Origin of the sequence: Pseudothioclava alba, from assembly GCF_033100795.1 — a bacterium.
Classification (GTDB): Bacteria; Pseudomonadota; Alphaproteobacteria; order Rhodobacterales; family Rhodobacteraceae; genus Pseudothioclava.
In genome coordinates this window covers 191102-208532 of sequence record NZ_JAWLVI010000004.1, presented here as the reverse complement: position 1 = coordinate 208532, position 17431 = coordinate 191102, and the positions used below count along the sequence as shown (strand labels likewise).

At 61.3% G+C, this 17431-nt stretch carries 16 protein-coding genes, 2 pseudogenes and 1 riboswitch; of the genes and pseudogenes, 7 read left to right on the top strand and 11 right to left on the bottom strand.

Going from position 1 to position 17431, the window contains the following annotated elements:
- Positions 1-6 precede the first annotated feature (6 nt).
- The 3 genes from RYZ20_RS11065 to uvrB all read right to left on the bottom strand — a co-directional run bounded on the left by RYZ20_RS11065 (position 7) and on the right by uvrB (position 3764).
- A complete protein-coding gene (locus RYZ20_RS11065) occupies positions 7-462 on the bottom strand; it encodes a hypothetical protein (RefSeq protein ID WP_317673428.1) in 456 nt (151 codons plus the stop codon).
- A gap of 223 nt (positions 463-685) precedes the next feature.
- Positions 686-1294, bottom strand: a complete 609-nt coding sequence (locus RYZ20_RS11060) for a Crp/Fnr family transcriptional regulator (protein WP_317673427.1) — start codon at positions 1292-1294, stop codon at positions 686-688.
- Between the two features lie 292 nt (positions 1295-1586).
- Positions 1587-3764: an excinuclease ABC subunit UvrB gene (gene uvrB, locus RYZ20_RS11055; RefSeq protein WP_317673426.1), complete on the bottom strand. Its 2178-nt coding sequence runs from the start codon at positions 3762-3764 to the stop codon at positions 1587-1589.
- 336 nt (positions 3765-4100) lie between these two features.
- Between uvrB and RYZ20_RS11050 the strand changes: the two genes are divergently transcribed.
- The 6 genes and pseudogenes from RYZ20_RS11050 to iolB all read left to right on the top strand — a co-directional run bounded on the left by RYZ20_RS11050 (position 4101) and on the right by iolB (position 7398).
- Positions 4101-4412 (top strand): ETC complex I subunit, encoded by a 312-nt coding sequence (locus tag RYZ20_RS11050; protein ID WP_317673425.1) that lies wholly within the window; start codon positions 4101-4103, stop codon positions 4410-4412.
- Between the two features lie 403 nt (positions 4413-4815).
- Positions 4816-5310 carry a metallophosphoesterase gene (locus tag RYZ20_RS11045; RefSeq protein ID WP_317673424.1) on the top strand — a complete coding sequence of 165 codons (495 nt, stop codon included), beginning with the start codon at positions 4816-4818 and terminating at the stop codon, positions 5308-5310.
- Between the two features lie 351 nt (positions 5311-5661).
- Positions 5662-5823 (top strand): type II toxin-antitoxin system antitoxin, encoded by a 162-nt coding sequence (locus RYZ20_RS11040; RefSeq protein WP_317673423.1) that lies wholly within the window; start codon positions 5662-5664, stop codon positions 5821-5823.
- Between the two features lie 155 nt (positions 5824-5978).
- Positions 5979-6233 (top strand): annotated as a pseudogene (locus tag RYZ20_RS11035) (2-deoxy-5-keto-D-gluconate 6-phosphate aldolase domain-containing protein); the annotation flags it as partial.
- Between the two features lie 11 nt (positions 6234-6244).
- Positions 6245-6514, top strand: a pseudogene (locus RYZ20_RS11030) (hypothetical protein); the annotation flags it as partial.
- A 65-nt stretch (positions 6515-6579) separates the two neighbouring features.
- A complete protein-coding gene (iolB, locus tag RYZ20_RS11025; protein ID WP_317673422.1) occupies positions 6580-7398 on the top strand; it encodes a 5-deoxy-glucuronate isomerase in 819 nt (272 codons plus the stop codon).
- 860 nt (positions 7399-8258) lie between these two features.
- Here the strand turns inward: iolB and derI are convergent.
- Genes derI through RYZ20_RS11010 form a run of 3 tightly spaced genes read right to left on the bottom strand, consistent with a single transcriptional unit; the run spans position 8259 to position 10315 of the window.
- A complete protein-coding gene (gene derI, locus RYZ20_RS11020; RefSeq protein ID WP_317673421.1) occupies positions 8259-8711 on the bottom strand; it encodes a D-erythrulose-4-phosphate isomerase in 453 nt (150 codons plus the stop codon).
- Between the two features lie 55 nt (positions 8712-8766).
- Positions 8767-9543, bottom strand: a complete 777-nt coding sequence (locus RYZ20_RS11015) for a triose-phosphate isomerase (RefSeq protein ID WP_317673420.1) — start codon at positions 9541-9543, stop codon at positions 8767-8769.
- 1 nt (position 9544) lies between these two features.
- On the bottom strand, positions 9545-10315 hold the full coding sequence (locus tag RYZ20_RS11010; protein WP_317673419.1) for a DeoR/GlpR family DNA-binding transcription regulator: 771 nt from the start codon (positions 10313-10315) through the stop codon (positions 9545-9547).
- A gap of 214 nt (positions 10316-10529) precedes the next feature.
- On the opposite strand from RYZ20_RS11010, the gene fsa reads away from it, so the two are divergent.
- The gene (gene fsa, locus RYZ20_RS11005) at positions 10530-11183 is read left to right on the top strand and encodes a fructose-6-phosphate aldolase (RefSeq protein ID WP_317673418.1); all 654 of its coding nucleotides are present in this window, start codon (positions 10530-10532) and stop codon (positions 11181-11183) included.
- 28 nt (positions 11184-11211) lie between these two features.
- Here the strand turns inward: fsa and RYZ20_RS11000 are convergent, their stop codons facing one another.
- The 5 genes from RYZ20_RS11000 to RYZ20_RS10980 form a co-directional block, all read right to left on the bottom strand.
- On the bottom strand, positions 11212-12153 hold the full coding sequence (locus RYZ20_RS11000; protein WP_317673416.1) for a sugar-binding transcriptional regulator: 942 nt from the start codon (positions 12151-12153) through the stop codon (positions 11212-11214).
- 6 nt (positions 12154-12159) lie between these two features.
- The gene (locus RYZ20_RS10995) at positions 12160-12597 is read right to left on the bottom strand and encodes a 6,7-dimethyl-8-ribityllumazine synthase (protein ID WP_317673414.1); all 438 of its coding nucleotides are present in this window, start codon (positions 12595-12597) and stop codon (positions 12160-12162) included.
- Between the two features lie 74 nt (positions 12598-12671).
- Positions 12672-12800: riboswitch (FMN riboswitch) on the bottom strand.
- A gap of 74 nt (positions 12801-12874) precedes the next feature.
- On the bottom strand, positions 12875-13807 hold the full coding sequence (locus tag RYZ20_RS10990) for a sugar phosphate isomerase/epimerase family protein (RefSeq protein WP_317673412.1): 933 nt from the start codon (positions 13805-13807) through the stop codon (positions 12875-12877).
- A gap of 1 nt (position 13808) precedes the next feature.
- Positions 13809-15317, bottom strand: a complete 1509-nt coding sequence (locus RYZ20_RS10985) for a glycerol-3-phosphate dehydrogenase (protein ID WP_317673410.1) — start codon at positions 15315-15317, stop codon at positions 13809-13811.
- A gap of 1 nt (position 15318) precedes the next feature.
- On the bottom strand, positions 15319-16962 hold the full coding sequence (locus tag RYZ20_RS10980; protein WP_317673408.1) for an FGGY family carbohydrate kinase: 1644 nt from the start codon (positions 16960-16962) through the stop codon (positions 15319-15321).
- Between the last annotated feature and the right edge of the window lie 469 nt (positions 16963-17431).

Sequence of the window (17431 nt, the reverse complement as noted above, 5' to 3'; positions counted from 1 at the left end):
CGGCAGCTAGCGGGCGAGTGCCGTGGGGGTGGCGGCAAAGGCGCGCAGGCTCCAGCCTTTGGCGGGGGCGGCGCGTGTTTGCAGCGCCCCGCGCAATTTGAGCGGCGTGCCGTCTGCCGTTTGCGCCAGCATCTCGAGTGTGGTGCCGATTGGCAAAAGGACGCTGGCGAAGACCTGATGCCCGTTCGGGCAAGCCTCGGAGCGATGCGCCCGCGCGCGCCGGACAAGCGTTTCGCACAGCGCGGGCGAGGGAGGATTGCTGGCAAATTCCACAAGCTGTTCGCGTGGAACCCAGATCAGATCGAGTGCCTGCTGAAGAGACCCGCTCGGCGTCGGCACAAGCGATTGGCATACCAGCCCTGCCGCTGACCCCGTGTCGTCCGCGGCAATGTCGCTGGGGTGAGCTTCCCACATGTAGTCAAGCAGGCCGGTCTCGCCCAAAAGGCACTCTGAAATCAGCACAGAAAATGTGCGTCCCTTCGGGTGCGTAAAAAATAGCGTCTGGTTCAATCGATTCATTCGGCGCGCCTAAAGAATTTTTGAAAATAGTATCTCAACGCGCGATGCAATGCGTTGATTTGACGCAAGTCAGGGTTGTCTTATTGGTTGGCCGAGATGCCTTTGGGCGAACGGAGTCTCACGCGTAATTGCGCGCCGGTCGTGCGAGGAATTCAGGGTGCCGCGATCACGCTCCTTTGCGCAACTCGTTCATGGTGGAGTGGATCAACTCGTGGATCGCGTCCGGATCGGTGATCTCCAGCCCGTCATCAAAGGATTTGACCCCAAAAGCTTTCAGCTTGGACAAGGCGCGCGACAGGCTTTCGGGTTTGATCCCAAGATAGGCCGCCATCAACCCCTTTTCATAGGGCAGACTTACGATCAGGCGTTCCTGACGCTTGCGTGCGTGTTGCAGCAGGAAAGCCGCCACGCGCTGCATCCCCGACAGGCATTTTAGCGTCTCGATCTGCTCGGAGAGCGCGTCGATCTGCTCGAAGCTGTTGGTCAGCATGATGGCTCCGAACTCGGGGTCTTTCGCGATCGTCGCGCGGATCGCGGCCGCCGGAACCTCAAGCGCGATACATTCCGAGGCCGCATCCGCGCCGGTCTGATAGGTGCCGCCGCGCAGCGCATCGGCGAAACCGATGGTCTCGCCGGATGTATGCATCCGCATCACCGCCTCGGCGCCCGAGGGCATGATCCGGTAAAGTTTGACCCAACCGTTCACGAGCACATAACAATTCGCCGCCTCGTCCTCGTGCAGGAAGATAGACTCCCCCCGCTCGAAACGCCGCATGCGCGCGTGTTTTATCAGGTAATCGCGGCTCCCGCTGGAAGCCTTGGACAAAACAGGACACTTGTTACTCGCGGCAAACAGATTCGGTTGCATTGTGCGTCTCCGTGAGTCTCGGAATGCTAAAATAGCGGTAGGATTGTGCGACGCTTTGACGCAGATCAAGGAAGTTCGGGCAGAAGAAAAAAATCGTCAGAACGATTCTAAACCGGTAGAGGAACTCGCATGACGCCACGCCCGATTCCGATCAGAGCGGGGCGTTTAGTCCGATTGTCGAAGAATGACAAGGGTTTGATTAGCGTCTTTTCTTGAAACCGCCCCGCTGCCCCGGTCGTCCGGCGGTCGAGCGTCCGCGCGCGGCAACCGCTGCCTCGGCGGCGCTGTCGATGGCGGACTGACGGGCAAGCGGGTCATCAGCCACCGCAAGCTCAACCGCCTCAAGGCGTTTGATTTCATCCCGAAGGCGAGCGGCTTCTTCGAATTCAAGGTTCTCGGCGGCCTTGCGCATCGTGGTGCGCAGCGCGTCAAGGTGGCTGGCCAGATTGCTGCCGACCAGCGGCTTTTCAACCTTGGCGGTGACGCGCGCCATGTCGGTGTCGCCTTTATAGAGGCCCGCCAGAACATCCTCGATATTCTTGCGCACGGTTTGCGGCGTGATGCCGTGTTCCTCGTTATAGGCGATTTGCTTGGCGCGGCGGCGGTTGGTCTCGGCGAGGGCACGCTCCATCGAGCCGGTAATCCTGTCGGCATACATGATGACCCGCCCGTCGGCGTTGCGTGCGGCGCGCCCGATGGTCTGGATCAGCGAGGTTTCCGAGCGCAGGAAGCCCTCTTTGTCGGCATCGAGAATCGCCACCAGCCCGCATTCGGGAATATCCAGACCTTCGCGCAGCAGGTTGATGCCGATCAGCACGTCAAACGCGCCAAGCCGCAGGTCGCGCAAAATCTCTATCCGCTCGATCGTGTCGATGTCCGAGTGCATGTAGCGCACGCGGATGCCCTGTTCGTGCAGATATTCGGTCAGGTCTTCGGCCATGCGTTTGGTGAGCGTCGTGACCAGCACCCGCAGCCCCTTGGCGGCGACGATACGGATTTCGTCGAGCAGGTCATCGACCTGTGTCTCGACCGGGCGGATCTCGACCACAGGGTCCAGAAGGCCGGTCGGGCGGATCACCTGTTCTGCGAAGACACCGCCAGCCTGTTCCATCTCCCACGCGGCGGGGGTGGCCGAGACAAAGACCGACTGCGGCCGCATCGCGTCCCATTCCTCGAATTTCAGCGGGCGGTTGTCAGTGCAAGAGGGCAGGCGGAAGCCATGCTCGGCCAGCACCGATTTGCGCCGATAGTCGCCCCGATACATGCCGCCGATCTGCGGCACTGTGACGTGGGATTCGTCTGCGAAAACAATAGCCTGATCTGGAATGAATTCAAAAAGCGTGGGCGGCGGCTCGCCTGGCGCGCGCCCCGTCAGATAGCGCGAATAATTCTCGATCCCGTTGCACACGCCCGTGGCTTCCAGCATCTCGAGGTCAAAGTTCGTGCGCTGCTCAAGGCGTTGGGCCTCAAGCAGTTTTCCCTCGTCATTCAACTGCTTCAGCCGGTGCTGCAGCTCGACCTTGATCCCCTTGATCGCTTGCTGGAGCGTCGGGCGCGGGGTGACGTAGTGCGAGTTCGCATAGATACGGATCACCTCGAAGCTGTCGGTCTTTTTGCCTGTCAGCGGGTCGAATTCGGTGATCGCCTCCAGTTCCTCGCCAAAGAACGAAAACCGCCAGGCGCGATCCTCAAGGTGGGCGGGCCACAGGTCTACCGTGTCGCCCTTCACGCGGAACGAGCCGCGCTGGAACGCCGCATCAAGGCGCTTGTATTGCTGTGCGACCAGCTCCGACAGGAATTTGCGCTGCTCCAGCAGATCGCCTACCCGCAAATCCTGCGTCATCGCCGAATAGGTCTCGACGCTGCCGATACCGTAGATGCATGACACCGAGGCCACGATGATCACATCGTCGCGCTCCAACAGCGCACGGGTGGCCGAGTGGCGCATCCGGTCGATCTGTTCGTTGATCTGCGATTCTTTCTCGATATAGGTGTCGGTGCGCGCGACATAGGCTTCGGGCTGGTAATAGTCGTAGTAGGAAACGAAATACTCGACCGCGTTATCGGGGAAAAAGCCTTTGAACTCGCCATATAGCTGGGCGGCGAGGGTCTTGTTCGGGGCCAGAATGATCGCGGGGCGTTGCGTTTCCTCGATGACCTTGGCCATGGTGAACGTCTTGCCCGTGCCGGTTGCCCCCAGCAAAACTTGGTCGCGCTCGCCCGAAGAAATCCCGCCTGTCAGTTCCGCAATCGCCGTCGGTTGATCGCCTGCAGGCGAAAATTCCGTTTTCAAAACAAAGCGTTTTCCGCCCTCAAGCTTGGGGCGGGTCAGAACATCGGGGCGCTCGGACGGGGCGTTGGTGTTGTTGTGGGGCATCCTGCCAGCCTTTCGTTGCCGGTATAGTTGATCTCTTTTCGTTCTCTTTCAAGGGGGCAGGGGAAGTTAATGGAAAATGAATCTATGGTGAAAATTTTATATTTTAAGTCAGTTGGTTATGGATTCTTTCTGTTGCGCAAAGAGTGAGGTTGTTCCTATATTGTTCGGGCAAGCAGCATAGGGCTGCCGACCGGCGCACCCACCCCACCCCTCGCTCCCCCGCCCGGTCGGCAGCCACCCCTTTATTTGCGGGCGCAATCGCCGCAGGCAGGCAATGGGGACTTGCGCTTTCGCGATGATCCACTAGAAAAGGCGGGACTTTCAGGAGGACGACCCATGCGCGCTCGCATCTATCAACCGGCCCGTAACGCGATGCAGTCCGGTCAGGCGAAAACCAAGCTCTGGTATCTTGATTTTGCTCAGGCCGAAGCGCGCGAGATCGACCCGCTGATGGGCTGGACCAGCTCGGGCGATACCCAGTCGCAGATCCGCCTGAAGTTCGAAAGCCGCGAGGCCGCCGAGGCTTATGCCAAAGAGAACGGTCTAGATTACGTCGTGACCGAAGGTCACAAGCGTAAGGCAAACATCCGCCCGATGGGCTACGGCGAGAACTTCGCCTCGGGCCGCCGTGCGAACTGGACGCACTAAGCCTGTTAAAGTCACCTAAGTTTTTCCCGTGGAAGGCTAAGTTCTTCCCGAGATCTGGGTTTAGTGCCGCAGGACGCAGTTCGGGCGAAAGTCGCGCTTAAATAGGGCCGGGTTCCCCCGGAATCGGGTAAAATTCTATAAGCCATTGAAATCACGTGTCGCCCGAACCGAGGCCGGTGCGGGCGAATGTCGTTTTGGCCGCCTCTCTCTGGCGTGAAGCGAACTGCCGGTCTCTTGGTTGCTGGAGTGCCAAGGGACTTTCGTTCAGCAGGGCATGAGAAAGCCGTGATGGCTCGGCGGTGCCAAAGGCCGAATTGCGGTTCGTGACGACACCTTGCCTTTGCCGGCGGTCTCCGGTTTTCTGACGGTCCCGCTAAGTGCGGAACCGGAGAGGCCCCGCACGATGCCAAAAATCCTGATCCTCGCGGATCTGCATCACGACTTCTGGCAAGAGGCCGGAAAGGACCCGTTGGCGAACGCGGATTTCTCGGGGGTTGATCTTCTGCTGATCGCGGGCGACCTGAGCAACAAGGCCCATGTGCGCTGGAAATATGCGCTGGCAAGCATCGGCCAACACATCAATCTTTCGAAGGTCTGCATCTTTCCGGGCAACCACGACTATTACGACGGGCGGCTCGACCGCGAGGACAAGCTCGAGGCCATCGCGCAGGGGATGGGCGCCCGCTTTGTGCAGCAGCACGAGATCATCCTCGGCCGCACCCGGCTCCTGTGCTGCACGCTCTGGACCGACATGATGCTCGGCGGCAATCGCGGGCGCAATGGCGCCGAGGCGATGGAGCGGATGAATGACTTCCGCTGCATCCGCGTCGAGCGCGAGCATTACCGCAAGCTCCGGCCGCATCACACGACCGATGTCCACGCGCGGCACCTTGGCTGACTGTCGCCCCGTTGCCCGGACAGCTGTAAAACCCGCGCAAGCGTGAGCGTGATCAGCCTGTCCACCGCGCGGGCCGTCCGCCCCGGAGTTGCGTCGCCCAGCAAGGGCAGGTTGGCGGACATGAAATGCAGCACATTGACCCGATCGGCGCCTCGTCCACGCGCCGCGCAGGCGCTTTGATGCCGCCAGCAAGGGTGATACTGCTCTGTTCAGCCATAATCAGATCTCCTCTGTAGATCAGGTGGTGGTGAGGCTCTAGTCGGCGTTGCAACCGCTGATTAGAGCCGCTTGCGGTGTATATGTGATGTATATACGATTGAATTTAAGATGTAAAGCGATTGTATATACAAAATGGCAAAAGAACTCAAAAGCACGCAAATCAACCTGCGTATCACACCGAGCCTCAAGGAGGTCGCTGATAAGGCCGCGGCTGATGACCAGAGGTCTCTAACCTCTCTGATAGAAAAGCTGCTGACTACCTATCTGAAAGAAAACGGCTACCTGCCAAAGTAGGCCGCCTCTTCCCTATCGACCGCCCAAATGGAAGGGCATTCAATATCTGCATTGGACGCTTTGGTGAGCTGCGAAGCGCACCATTACTATCGCTGCATGCTCATCGGTGAACATTTGGGCGGTTGCGGGTGAGCTTTTGCGCCCCCCCCCACCGTGCCCGTGGCATCGTGGTGCTGGGTCTGGATGCGCCGGAAGACGAGCTGGCCGCAAGCTTTGCGGTCGCGGCGGGCTTCCCGCTGGTCAAGGGCTTTGCGGTGGGCCGCACGATCTTCGGCTCGGTCGCACGGGCCTGGTTCGAGGGCGATCTGTCGGACGCCGAGGCCGTGGCCGAGATGGCACGTCGCTATGACCGGCTCTGCGGGATTTGGGATGCAGCGCGGGCCAAAGCGCAAGCCGTGGCTGCGGAATAAGGATGACGGGAATGGGCAATACACTCCGGCTGACAGCGGCGCAGGCGATGGTCAAATGGCTGTCGGTGCAAATGACCCCCGCCGCCTCAAGTAGCGAAGCGGTAGGCGAACAAAAACTTGAGCGCTTTATCGAGGGTATCTGGGCGATCTTCGGCCACGGCAACGTGGCGGGGATCGGCGAGGCGCTGCATGCCTATCGCGATACCTTTCCGACCTGGCGCGGCCAGAACGAGCAGACGATGGGCCACGCCGCCATCGCCTACGCCAAAGGCAAAAAGCGAACCCGCTTTGAGCAAAACATTACACAAATCGCGTAGCAGCGCCTGTTGAACTGAGAGGGTAAAAGATGACCAATCTTCTTCGCAAACCGTTTGGCTCGCATGGCAAGGTGCACGAGATTACGCCTGTAAGCGCAGGCTGGCGCTATGTGGGCTTCTCGCTGTATCGGCTGCGCGCGGGCGAAACTGCGGCCGAAGCCACGGGCAGCAACGAGGTGATCCTTGTTATGGTCGAGGGCAAGGCGCAGATTACGGCCGCAGGCCAGGATTGGGGCGCCTTGGGCGAGCGGATGGATGTGTTTGAAAAGACCCCGCCGCATTGCCTTTACGTCCCGAACGATCAGGACTGGGCCGCCGTGGCCGAGACCGATTGCACCATCGCCGTCTGTGCGGCTCCGGGGCACGGTGGGCATCCGGCGCGCCGGATCGGACCGGACGGGATCACGCTGACGCAGCGCGGCAAAGGCACCAACACGCGCCACATCAACAATATCGCGATGGAGGGTGAGGACTACTGCGACAGCCTTCTCGTGACCGAGGTCTTCACCCCCGCGGGCCACTGGTCGAGCTATCCGAGCCACCGCCACGACGAAGACGATTTCCCGCGCATCACCTATCTCGAAGAGACCTATTACCACCGCCTGAACCCGCGCGACGGCTTTGGCATCCAGCGGGTCTACACCGAGGATGGCTCGCTTGATGAGACGATGGCAGTGCATGACGGCGAGGTCGTGCTGGTCCCGCGCGGTCACCACCCCTGCGGCGCGCCCTACGGCTTTGAGATGTATTACCTCAACGTCATGGCCGGCCCCCGCCGCAACTGGCGCTTCATCCCCGACCCGGCCGTCGAATGGATCATGGAGCGTGACGCGAAGTCCGACGCGTAAGGGCGGCTCCTGCCGTGCCCCGCCTCTGGCCGCCATCCCCACGGATGAGCGGCCTTTTCTTTGGCATCAAGGCCAAGCGTTCAGATGGATCGCGACATTTAACAGGAGTGTCCAGAGTTGAGGCGCGTGGGCGGCGGCTTTGGGCCTGCGCGCCATTCGGCATGAGACGCTGGCGCATCCCATTGCCGATATTCGGGCCGCTCCTCCGCGTCCCGAGTTACCGCCTCCGGCGGGGAGACTCCGAAGAAGGGAGTGTGGTTGGGGGTGCGGGGAAAAGGCGCAGTGAGCCGCTGTCTGTGACGTCTGTCAGTTCTCTGGGGGTGCCGGTTCAGAGGGCCCGCTCCTTAGGTTCTTCGCGCACGGGAAATCTGATGTTTCTCGGGCGTGGGAAAACCTGATGCGTCTCTGGCCCGATAAATAGCCGCAACGCATTTCGGAATTTCTATGTCTTACCAATGATCTGGAAGAAGCCCCTCAGGGTAGGGGCGGCGCCGTGACGTGCCGCACCCTCCGAGTGACCGAAAAAATCGAAGTTCTCCACATAAAAGCGACAGGCGAGCCGATTTCACCGGGTTTCCCGCATTGGTTGCTTGTGCCGAGGGGGCTATAATCACCCACAGGCTCATAGGGGCCAACCTCAGAAAACGAACGGGCGGGGCGATGCTGATCGTGCAGCGCGTAAGCCAGCGCCGTGAGTGGGCAAGCGTGCAGGCGCGGGGCAAGATGCCGGTTGGGGTGTCGATGGCGCTGGCGACGGTTGCGTTTCTGGTGTCGCTATAATTTCGCACCCCGCCGCGAAGCCGCAGCGGGGTGCAACGCCGGAGGACACCGTTCGGCCCTGAGGGGCCCTCCGCCGGTTCTTAGCCGTGGTATTTCTGGTCGACCGCGTCGATAGCGGCGACATTGCTTGCCGAGCGCCCGTTCTGGTCAAATGTCTCGCGCAGGAAGGCGTCGACGATGGTTTTGGCGACTTCGGGGCCGATAACGCGCGCGCCCATGGTGATGATCTGCGCGTTATTCGACAGCGCCGCGCGCTCGGCCGAATAGGTGTCATGGGTCAGTGCGGCACGGATGCCCGGCACTTTGTTGGCTGCAATGCACACGCCGATGCCGGTGCCGCAGACAAGGATCGCGCGGTCATATTCGCCCGCCATGACGGCGCTGGCGACCCGGTCCGAGATATTCGCATAAAAGGCGTCGGGGCCTTCAGCGGTTTGCGAAATTTCGGAAACGTCATGTTTATCAGACAGATACTCGGCAAGAAGTTTGGCAAGCGCTTCGCCTGCGCTGTCTCCGGCAAGGGCAATCTTCATTTGGTCCTCCAAGGGGCGGTCACGCCTGTATCGGGCGTGGTGGTCAGTGCGTGCGTCACGCGGTGCCTTTGATGGCGGCCGAGCAGCGCGAGAGAATATCAAGGTAGCCTTCGGGCTCCCATGCGGAGCGCCCGATGAACAACCCGTCGATATGCGGGCAGGCAATCAGCTCTTCGCAATTGGCCGGATTGACCGAGCCGCCATACAGACAGGGCAGGGGGCGCCCCATGACTTCGGTGGCGGTGGCGATGATCTCGGCGTGGCGGGCGTCAGCATAGTCCGAGGTCGCGGGGATGCCATTCACGCCGATCGCCCAGACCGGTTCATAGGCCAGCAGAACGGGGGCATGCTTTTGCGCCTCCGACAGGCGTCCAAGGGCGCCACGCACCTGCGCGGCCAGAACCTCGGTCGCGCGGCCCGCTTCGCGCTCGGCCAGCGTTTCGCCGATACAGATCAGCGGGATAAGCCCGTGGCGCACCGCGGCTTCGGTTTTCAGGCCGACCGTCTCATCGGTTTCGCCAAAGAATTCGCGCCGCTCCGAATGGCCAAGCTCGACGATATCCAGATCGCAATCTTTCAGCATCAGGGGCGAAACCTCGCCGGTCCAGGCGCCCGCATCATCCCAATGCATGTTCTGCGCGCCGACCTTGACGGAGGTGCCTTTCAGCATCGATTTCACCTCGCGCACCGCCGTAAAGGGCGGGATGACAAAGCGCTGAATCGCCGGATCGCGCACCGCGTCGCTTGCGGCAAGGGCAGAGGCAAAGCGGGTCGCCTCGGCCAGGGTCTTGTTCATTTTCCAGCTGGTGCCGATCCAGAAACGGGGTGTCATGTCAGTGGGCCTCCTGTGCCAGAGTGAGGGTCAACCCGGCCCGCGCCAGCGCATCGCGCGCCGTGTCGGAGGGCTGTTCATCAGTGATAATCGCGTCGAATTCGGACAGGTCCGCCAACAGGTGCAGGGCGGTGCGGTCGAACCGCGCGTGGTTGATCAGCAGGATCGAGCGTTGCGCGCCATCCATCATCCGCCGCTTCACGCGCACGATGTCGTCGTCCATGTGAAAGGTCTGTGTGCCCGAAACCGCGGGGGTCGAGATAATCGCCAGATCGGCGCGCAGATGGGCCAGCGCATCCTCGGTCACGCGGCCAACCCAGGCGTTGTATTTTGACGAATAGCGCCCGCCAAGCGCGATCACCGTGATGCCCGGCTCGGATTTCAGGGCGCCGATCACCGCATCGTTGTTGGTGATGATCGTCAGCGGGCGCTTGTGGCGCAGCATGGTGCCGACGAAAGCGGCGGTGGAGCCATCGTTCAGCATGACGGTCATGCCCGGCTCGATGAAATCCAGCGCGGTTTGCGCCATGCGGGCCTTTACATCGGGGCCTTGGCGTTCGCGGAAGCGGAAATCGCTTTCGAACTGGGTGCCGGCCTCGATGGTGGCACCGCCGCGGATCTTGCGCAGCAGCCCCTCGGCCTCAAGGTCATCAAGGTCGCGGTGGATGGTCATCTTCGAGACGCCAAAGCGGTCGGCCAGTGCCTCAAGCTCTACCGCGCCCTGTTCGACCAGAAGGTCCATGATCAGCTGTCTGCGTTCGTCTCGTTTCATGTCCTCGCCTCCTCGAATGGGTCTCGAGTCGGTCTTAACCGGTCTCATGCATAACATCACCCTTGATGTTTGCAACAGTCATTATGTGATTTTGTGATTTACGCTTGTGAAGCTTCGGGGAGGGCGCTAACACGATACGCAGAGGGACTCGCCTGTGCCGGACCACCACACACCGCCCGCGCCAAGGCGCCTTGGGCATGAAAGGAGAAGAGGGATGAAGTTTTTTGTCGATACCGCGATTATCGGGGACATTCGCGAGCTGAACACGCTCGGGCTTTTGGACGGGGTCACGACGAACCCTTCGCTGATTGCGAAATCCGGTCGTGATTTCAAAGAGGTAATTGCTGAAATCTGTGCCGAGGTCGAAGGGCCGGTTTCGGCCGAGGTTGCCTCGATGGAGTATGCGCAGATGGTGGCCGAGGGCGAACATCTGGCCAAAATCGCATCCAACGTGGTGATCAAGCTGCCGCTGACGCTGGACGGGCTGAAGGCGTGCCGCCACTTCTCGGACAAGGGTATCAAGACGAATGTGACATTGTGCTTTACGCCGGTTCAGGCGCTTTTGGCAGCCAAGGCGGGCGCGACGTTCATTTCGCCCTTCGTCGGGCGGCTGGATGACCTGAACCTCGACGGGATGGAGCTGATCCAGGACATCCGCACTATCTACGACAATTACGATTTCCAGACCGAAATTCTGGCGGCTTCGGTGCGCTCGATCAACCATGTGAAAGAGGCAGCCCTTGCCGGTGCCGATGTTGCGACGATCCCGCCTGCGGTGATTAAATCGCTCGCCAGCCATGTGCTGACCGACAAGGGGCTGGATCAATTCGCGAAAGACTGGGCCGCGACGGGCCAGACGATCCTTTGATCAGAAAAGGGGCCTTCTCTGGCCCCTTTTACTTTGTTTCCAGCAGGTTGCGCGCTGTGGCCTCGTCGGTAATCAGCCCCGAAATCCGCCCCGAGCGTAGCACCGCACGGATCGCGGCCGCCTTGCGCGGTCCGCCCGCGATGGCGATGACCTCTTCTTCGGGGGCGTGGTCATGCGTGACGGCAATCGTGCGCGCCGACAGCGCCGTATCCAGCACGCGGCCCTCGGCATCATAGAAATAGCCCAGCATCTCGCCCACCGCGCCAAGGGCGGCGATCTCGTCGATCTCGGCGGGTTCGATCATCCCCGAGGACACAAGCTGCGCGCCCACATCCACCGTGCCTATGCCGACGATCTTCAGCGTCGCGGCCTCGGCCATGCGGAACACCTCGTCCACGCCGCGCTGCGCGAGCAGAACCTCGCGATCCTCGACGGTATTGGCGAAAAACGGCACCGGCATCACATAGGCCCGCGCGCCGGTCTTTTCCGCGATCCGGTGCATGACGTCATGCGGGTTGGCCGAGAAATTCCGCGTGAGCCCCCCCAACAGAGAGACAAACCGCAGCCCCGTCGCATCCATCTTGGGCAGCGCGCGGGTGGTTTCGGCCAGCGTGCTGCCGTGGCCAAGGCCGATGGTCTTATGCTCGCCCGCCTCGAACTGGCGACGCAGAAAGCCCGCGCCCGCCAGCGCAAGTGCGCGATAAGGCAAGCCTTCTTCGCCCAGATCCGGTGCAACCTCGCAATGGCGCAGGCCAAAGCGGCTGACCAGTTCGGCCTCAAGCCGCACACATTCGACGATGTCGCCCTCAATCGAGACCTTGACCTTCCCCTCGGCCACCGCTTTCGCGATCAGCCGGTGGGCCTTGACCGAGGGCACGCCAAGCCGCTTGGCGACGGCTGACTGGGTCATGCCGCCCACATAATGCAGCCAGGCTGCGCGCGTCGCGAGACTATCTTCACCCTCGGTCATCTTGGCTTATACCTCCAGATCCGCGACCATACGCACCGCTTGCGCGGCCTCGGCGCCCTTTTTCACGAAATGCCGCCAGTAGAATTGCTTATGTTCCTCGGTCGGCTGGAAGTGGTGCGGCGTCAGCGAGACGGAATAGACCGGAACGCCCGTGTCCATCTGCGCCTGCATCAGCCCGTCCACCACGGCGGCGGCAACGAAATCGTGACGGTAAATCCCGCCATCGACCACCAGCGCTGCACAGACAATGGCATCGTAATTCCCGCTTTGTGCAAGCTTTTTCGCCAGAAGCGGCATTTCGAAAGCGCCGGGCACATCAAAGGCGGCCAGCGTATAGGCGCGCCCGTCAACATCCATATCGTTTTCGAAACCTTCCAGCGCGCGATCGACGATCTCGGCGTGCCAGCGTGCCTTGATGAAGGCGATCTTGAGAGTCTTGGTCATGGAACCATTCCTTTGCGTTTACAAATGGCCCCAAGGCGACAAACGGCCAAAAAGGCGGGCCTTGACCCGTCTTTGACCATTCTCTTCCATCCGGACTATACCGTCGGCCCCGGAATTTCACCGGATCTGCTGACCCTGCCGATGGCAGGCGCTCGCGGGCTATCACCGCCGGTGGGGAATTTCACCCCGCCCTGAGAACGATCACGTTTTAGATCGGCCCGCTAAAAACGCAAGCCACGAGTGAACCCCGGCCTGAACGATGGGCCGGGGAGAGGGGTCAGAGGAGGAGGTCTCCGGCCCCGCTGTCGATATGCGGCGCCCAGAAGGCGATGCTTTCCGCGATTTGTGCGATGACCTGCCGGTCGTTCGGGTCGCGCTCTTTGAAGGACAGCTCAAGACAAATTTCGTTGTCCTGTGCTCCGCCCTCGTTGAAGGCCGCCAGCAGTGGTTCGGGCTGGATGCGGCCCTTGGCGTTGAACTCGGCGGTGAAGGGGCGGTGGCCGCCCTTGTCCATCAGAGATTGCTTGATATGGATGATCGGGCTGACCTTCGGCACCGCGCGCGCCCAGGCGTAAGGGTCGAAATCGTCGGGGTTTTCGCTGGTTACATCGCCGTGGTCGATGTCGGCCATCATCCACATCGGCACGGCCATATTTGCTGCGCTCAGGCGGTCTTGCAGAGCCATGCATGCCGAGATCGTCTCGCCGAACTCGCGCCCGACCGACATCGGCTCCCAGAACACATATTTCAGCCCTGCGGCCTTTGCGTGCTCGGCCACTTCGCCCCAGCAATCTATGGCGATCTGCGTCAGTTCCTCGCGCCGCGCCGGATCGTCAAAGTCGCGGTAGGTGAAAATCGCAAACTGCGTGCCGACCGAGGAGCCACCCAGATCGGCGGTGATGTCTGAGAAGGTCTTGAACCAGTCAAGGTAATAGCGGCGCACATCGCGGTCGGGGTGGCCAAAGTGGTTCAGCCGCCCGTAAGGCCCGGTCATGCCACTTGTCACCCGCACCCCTGTGCGCGCCAGAGCAGCCCCCATCTGCCGCGTGAGGCGGCGGATAACCGGCGCGGACCAGCTTGGGTTGATGAACTCGTGGGTGAGTTGCAAATCGCGGATGCGCAGATCGCGCGCGACCGTCTCGATCAGGTCGTCGGGATCGGCAAAGCGGTTCACCAGCGGGTTGGTGTTCAAGGAAAGCGTCAGCGCCATCTTATGCCGCCTTCGCCTGCGTTGCCGCGAACCACTCGGCAAAGGCGGCTTGCTCGGGCTCGCTCAGATGCAGCCGATGCTTGGTGCGCCGCCAAAGGATATCCTCGGCGGTTTCGGCCCATTCATGCGCAACCAGATAGCGCACTTCGGCCTCGTAAAGCGTGCCGCCAAAGTGCCGCCCCAGCCCGTCAAGACCCAGCGCATCACCCACGATCTGTTCAATCCGCGCGCCGTAAAGCCGCCCGTAATGTTTGCGCAGCTCGCGCGGCATCCACGGGTAACGCGCTTTGATGGTTTCGCGGAACGCCTCGTAATCGGCGTTTTCGATCTCGCCACCGGGTAGGGGGGCGCCATGCGTCCAATCCGCGCCCATCGCGGGGAAGAACTTTTTAAGCCGGTGCATGCCGCGCTCTGCCAGTTCGCGGAAGGTGGTGATCTTGCCGCCAAACACGTTCAGAAGCGGTGCGTTGCCGGTTTCGTCCAGATCGAACACATAGTCGCGCGTCACCGCCGAGGGGTTGCCCTGACCGTCATCGAACAGGGGCCGCACGCCCGAGAAGCTTTCGATCACATCCTCGCGGCGCAGCTTTTCCTTAAAGTAGCGGTTCACCGCCGCCAGCAGATAGGCAATTTCTTCCTCGTCGCAGGTCACGTCTTCGGCGCGGCCTTCGTAGGAAATGTCGGTCGTGCCGATCAGCGCCTTGTCGCCCTCATAGGGGTTGATAAAGATCACCCGCTTGTCGTGGTTCTGCACAAGATAGGCGTTCGCCCCCTCCCAGAACTTCGGCACGATGATATGCGAGCCTTTCACAAGCCGCACGTTGCGGGGCGATTGCGACCCGGCAACCCGCGTCACCACATCGCTGACCCACGGGCCTGCCGCATTAACCAGAACCTTGGCGCGGAAAGTTTGGGTCTCGCCCGTCACGGTGTTTGTCGTCGTTACGGTCCAGCCGCCGTTTTCGCGCCGCGCCGAGGTGCAAGGGCTGCGCGTCAGCACGACTGCGCCGCGCTCGGCGGCATCTACCGCGTTCAGGATCACAAGGCGCGCGTCATCGACCCAGCAATCGGAATATTCGAACCCGCGGGTGTAGCGGTCCAACACCGGAGCGCCTTCGGGGTCGCGCAAGAGGTTCAGAACCCGCGTGCCCGGCAGCTTTTTGCGCCCACCCAGATGGTCGTAAAGAAACAGCCCCAACCGCACGAGCCACGCCGGACGGTCGTCGGGCGAATGGGGCAGCACAAAGCGCAACGGCCAGATGATATGCGGGGCCGCATTCATCAGCACTTCGCGCTCGATCAGCGCTTCGCGCACAAGGCGGAACTCGTAATATTCAAGATAGCGTAGACCGCCATGCACAAGCTTGCCCGAGCGCGACGAGGTGCCCTCGGCCAGATCGTCCTTTTCGCACAGCACCACCTTAAGCCCGCGCCCCGCCGCATCGCGCGCAATCCCCGCGCCGTTGATGCCGCCGCCGATGACAAAGAGATCCACCTCTGTGTGGCTCATCTTATTCTCCTTCCGAAAGGCCCGCGCGATCTGCGGCGGGCGACTTGTTCTGATGGGTGCGGGCCGAGGCGGCGCGATGCGCGGCTAGATCGGACCAGACAGGGGCCAGCGCGTCGCGCGCACGGGCATAGGCGGGGTAAATCCCGCCGTAAATGCGTTGCAAATCAGGGGCAGGGGCTTCGGGTGCGCCCAGAAGCGGCGTGACCCATTCGGCGATGCAGGCGTCCATGTCGGGGTAGGCACCAATCGCCACCGCCGCCATCATCGCGCAGCCTGCGGCGCCTGCTTCTTCGCGTGCGGACACACGCACCGGCGCGCCGGTCGCCGCCGCCAGAACCCCGCGCAAGGCCTCTGATCGTGCGGCGCCCCCCGTCAGGCGCAATTCGGTCGGCATTTCGCCCATTGCGCCATAGCAATCACGCGCAGCCAGCCCCAGCCCTTCGACGACGGCGCGCAGAAGATCGGGGAAGCGGTGATGCGCCGACAGCCCGATAAAGCCCGCCCGCGCGGCGGCATTGACCATTGGCCCGCGCTCGCCCGCCTCGGAGATATAGGGGTGATAGAGGATCTGTCCGGGGTCCGAGCGCGCCATCCAGCCATCAATCCGGCGCACCATCTCGGCGTGATTTGGCGCGGGGCCAGTCTCGGCCTGCAGATCGGCGGCCATGTTCAGCACCCAGTCGATGTTCAGCGTCGCGGCCATATTGGTCTGGACCTGCGTCACCATCCGCGCAGCAGGCAGGCAGATCACATAGCCCGTGCCTGCGTCATTCAGGTGGATCGCGTCATCGCGCACCGCTTTCATATGCACGCCGGTTGAACCGATGGTCGAACACGCCGCCCCCGCATCGCCCGTATGCACCCCCGCGCCAAGCGCCGTCATCACCATATCCACATAGCCAAGGCTGACCGGCGTTCCGGCTAGAAGGCCGGTTTCGCGCGCGGCGGCCTCGGTCAGCGGATGGGTGGTTTCGGTGCCGTCGATGATCTGCGGCAAGAGCGCGCGCCGATGCGTCAGGCCAAGCGCCTCAAGCACCAGATCGTCATAGGCGCGGGTGCGGAAGTTGCCGAAGGTGAAGCTTGCCTCTGACGGGTCGGTCGCGCGGATGCCCGTGAGGTTCAGATAAAGCCAGTCTTTGCAGTGCAGCGCCGTTTCGCTTTGCGCCAGAAGTGCGGGGAAGTGACGCTCCATATAGGCAAGCTGCGCGCCCTGCTGGCAGGTATTGAGACCCGTTCCAGTCGCCTCGAACCGCGCGCGATTAAGTGGGCCAGCCGCCAAATCTGCCGTTGTCGCAGCCGCGCGCGCATCCAGCCAGAGCCACGCATCCGAGACGGGCGCATTACTCGCCCCCACCAGCCAGGTGCCATCGCCCTGCGCTGTAACTCCAAGCGCCGCTGTGCGTTTGGCCAGCCCGTCAACCTTGTCTCCAAGCCCGCGCAGCGCCGCCGCACAATCGGCCCATGTCCGCGCCATATCCTGCGTCGCGGCCCCGTCGGGGGTCGTTACATAGCGGTTTTGCACCGCCGAGGTCGCGATCTGTTGCCCGTCACGGCTGAACGCCACGGCCTTGATGACCGAGGTGCCGGCATCAATGCCGATGATAATGTCCCGTGCGGGGGCGGATGGCTCGGGGTGGGCGAGCATGGCATGTCCTCCTTGGGGCCGGTTGGCGCCTTCGGATATAATGTTATTTTGTGATAATTCAAAATAACGGTAGATCTGTTTATGTTAGATTATCGGAAAAATCTCCACTGTCGAGTGCAACTTTTTACTTTAAGCGAAAAAAATTTCATATACACTGAGTTGAGAGGGGGTTGGCTGTTTTGTTGGTCTGTATGTGGGAGGTCTTCGATCTGGGTGGAGCAGGTAATCCATTATAATTTAATTATAATTTGGTTTTGTGTAAGAAGAGATGCACTTCTGCCCCCGATGTCGAATCGTTGTGATGATAAGGTTTGTGATGTGTTTCTGAATCGTGCTGCAGGGTGTTTGGGTGATATGTGATCCTAAAAACGCCGATTGACAGTGTTTCGATGAAACAACAATATCACACAAAATATAACATCACGGAGTCGCCCGATGTTGGCGATGAAGGGTGTTTTCCGCTGAGGGG

Excerpts from the sequence above, each read along its gene's own strand:
- RYZ20_RS11015 (WP_317673420.1), bottom strand. The coding sequence starts at position 9,543 with ATGACACCCCGTTTCTGGATCGGCACCAGCTGGAAAATGAACAAGACC.
- RYZ20_RS10980 (WP_317673408.1), bottom strand. The coding sequence starts at position 16,962 with ATGCTCGCCCACCCCGAGCCATCCGCCCCCGCACGGGACATTATCATC.
- RYZ20_RS11010 (WP_317673419.1), bottom strand. The coding sequence starts at position 10,315 with ATGAAACGAGACGAACGCAGACAGCTGATCATGGACCTTCTGGTCGAA.
- RYZ20_RS11060 (WP_317673427.1), bottom strand. The coding sequence starts at position 1,294 with ATGCGGCGTTTCGAGCGGGGGGAGTCTATCTTCCTGCACGAGGACGAG.
- fsa (WP_317673418.1), top strand. The coding sequence starts at position 10,530 with ATGAAGTTTTTTGTCGATACCGCGATTATCGGGGACATTCGCGAGCTG.
- RYZ20_RS11000 (WP_317673416.1), bottom strand. The coding sequence starts at position 12,153 with ATGACCGAGGGTGAAGATAGTCTCGCGACGCGCGCAGCCTGGCTGCAT.
- RYZ20_RS11045 (WP_317673424.1), top strand. The coding sequence starts at position 4,816 with ATGCCAAAAATCCTGATCCTCGCGGATCTGCATCACGACTTCTGGCAA.
- RYZ20_RS11040 (WP_317673423.1), top strand. The coding sequence starts at position 5,662 with ATGGCAAAAGAACTCAAAAGCACGCAAATCAACCTGCGTATCACACCG.
- RYZ20_RS10995 (WP_317673414.1), bottom strand. The coding sequence starts at position 12,597 with ATGACCAAGACTCTCAAGATCGCCTTCATCAAGGCACGCTGGCACGCC.
- RYZ20_RS10990 (WP_317673412.1), bottom strand. The coding sequence starts at position 13,807 with ATGGCGCTGACGCTTTCCTTGAACACCAACCCGCTGGTGAACCGCTTT.
- iolB (WP_317673422.1), top strand. The coding sequence starts at position 6,580 with ATGACCAATCTTCTTCGCAAACCGTTTGGCTCGCATGGCAAGGTGCAC.
- derI (WP_317673421.1), bottom strand. The coding sequence starts at position 8,711 with ATGAAGATTGCCCTTGCCGGAGACAGCGCAGGCGAAGCGCTTGCCAAA.
- RYZ20_RS10985 (WP_317673410.1), bottom strand. The coding sequence starts at position 15,317 with ATGAGCCACACAGAGGTGGATCTCTTTGTCATCGGCGGCGGCATCAAC.
- RYZ20_RS11050 (WP_317673425.1), top strand. The coding sequence starts at position 4,101 with ATGCGCGCTCGCATCTATCAACCGGCCCGTAACGCGATGCAGTCCGGT.
- uvrB (WP_317673426.1), bottom strand. The coding sequence starts at position 3,764 with ATGCCCCACAACAACACCAACGCCCCGTCCGAGCGCCCCGATGTTCTG.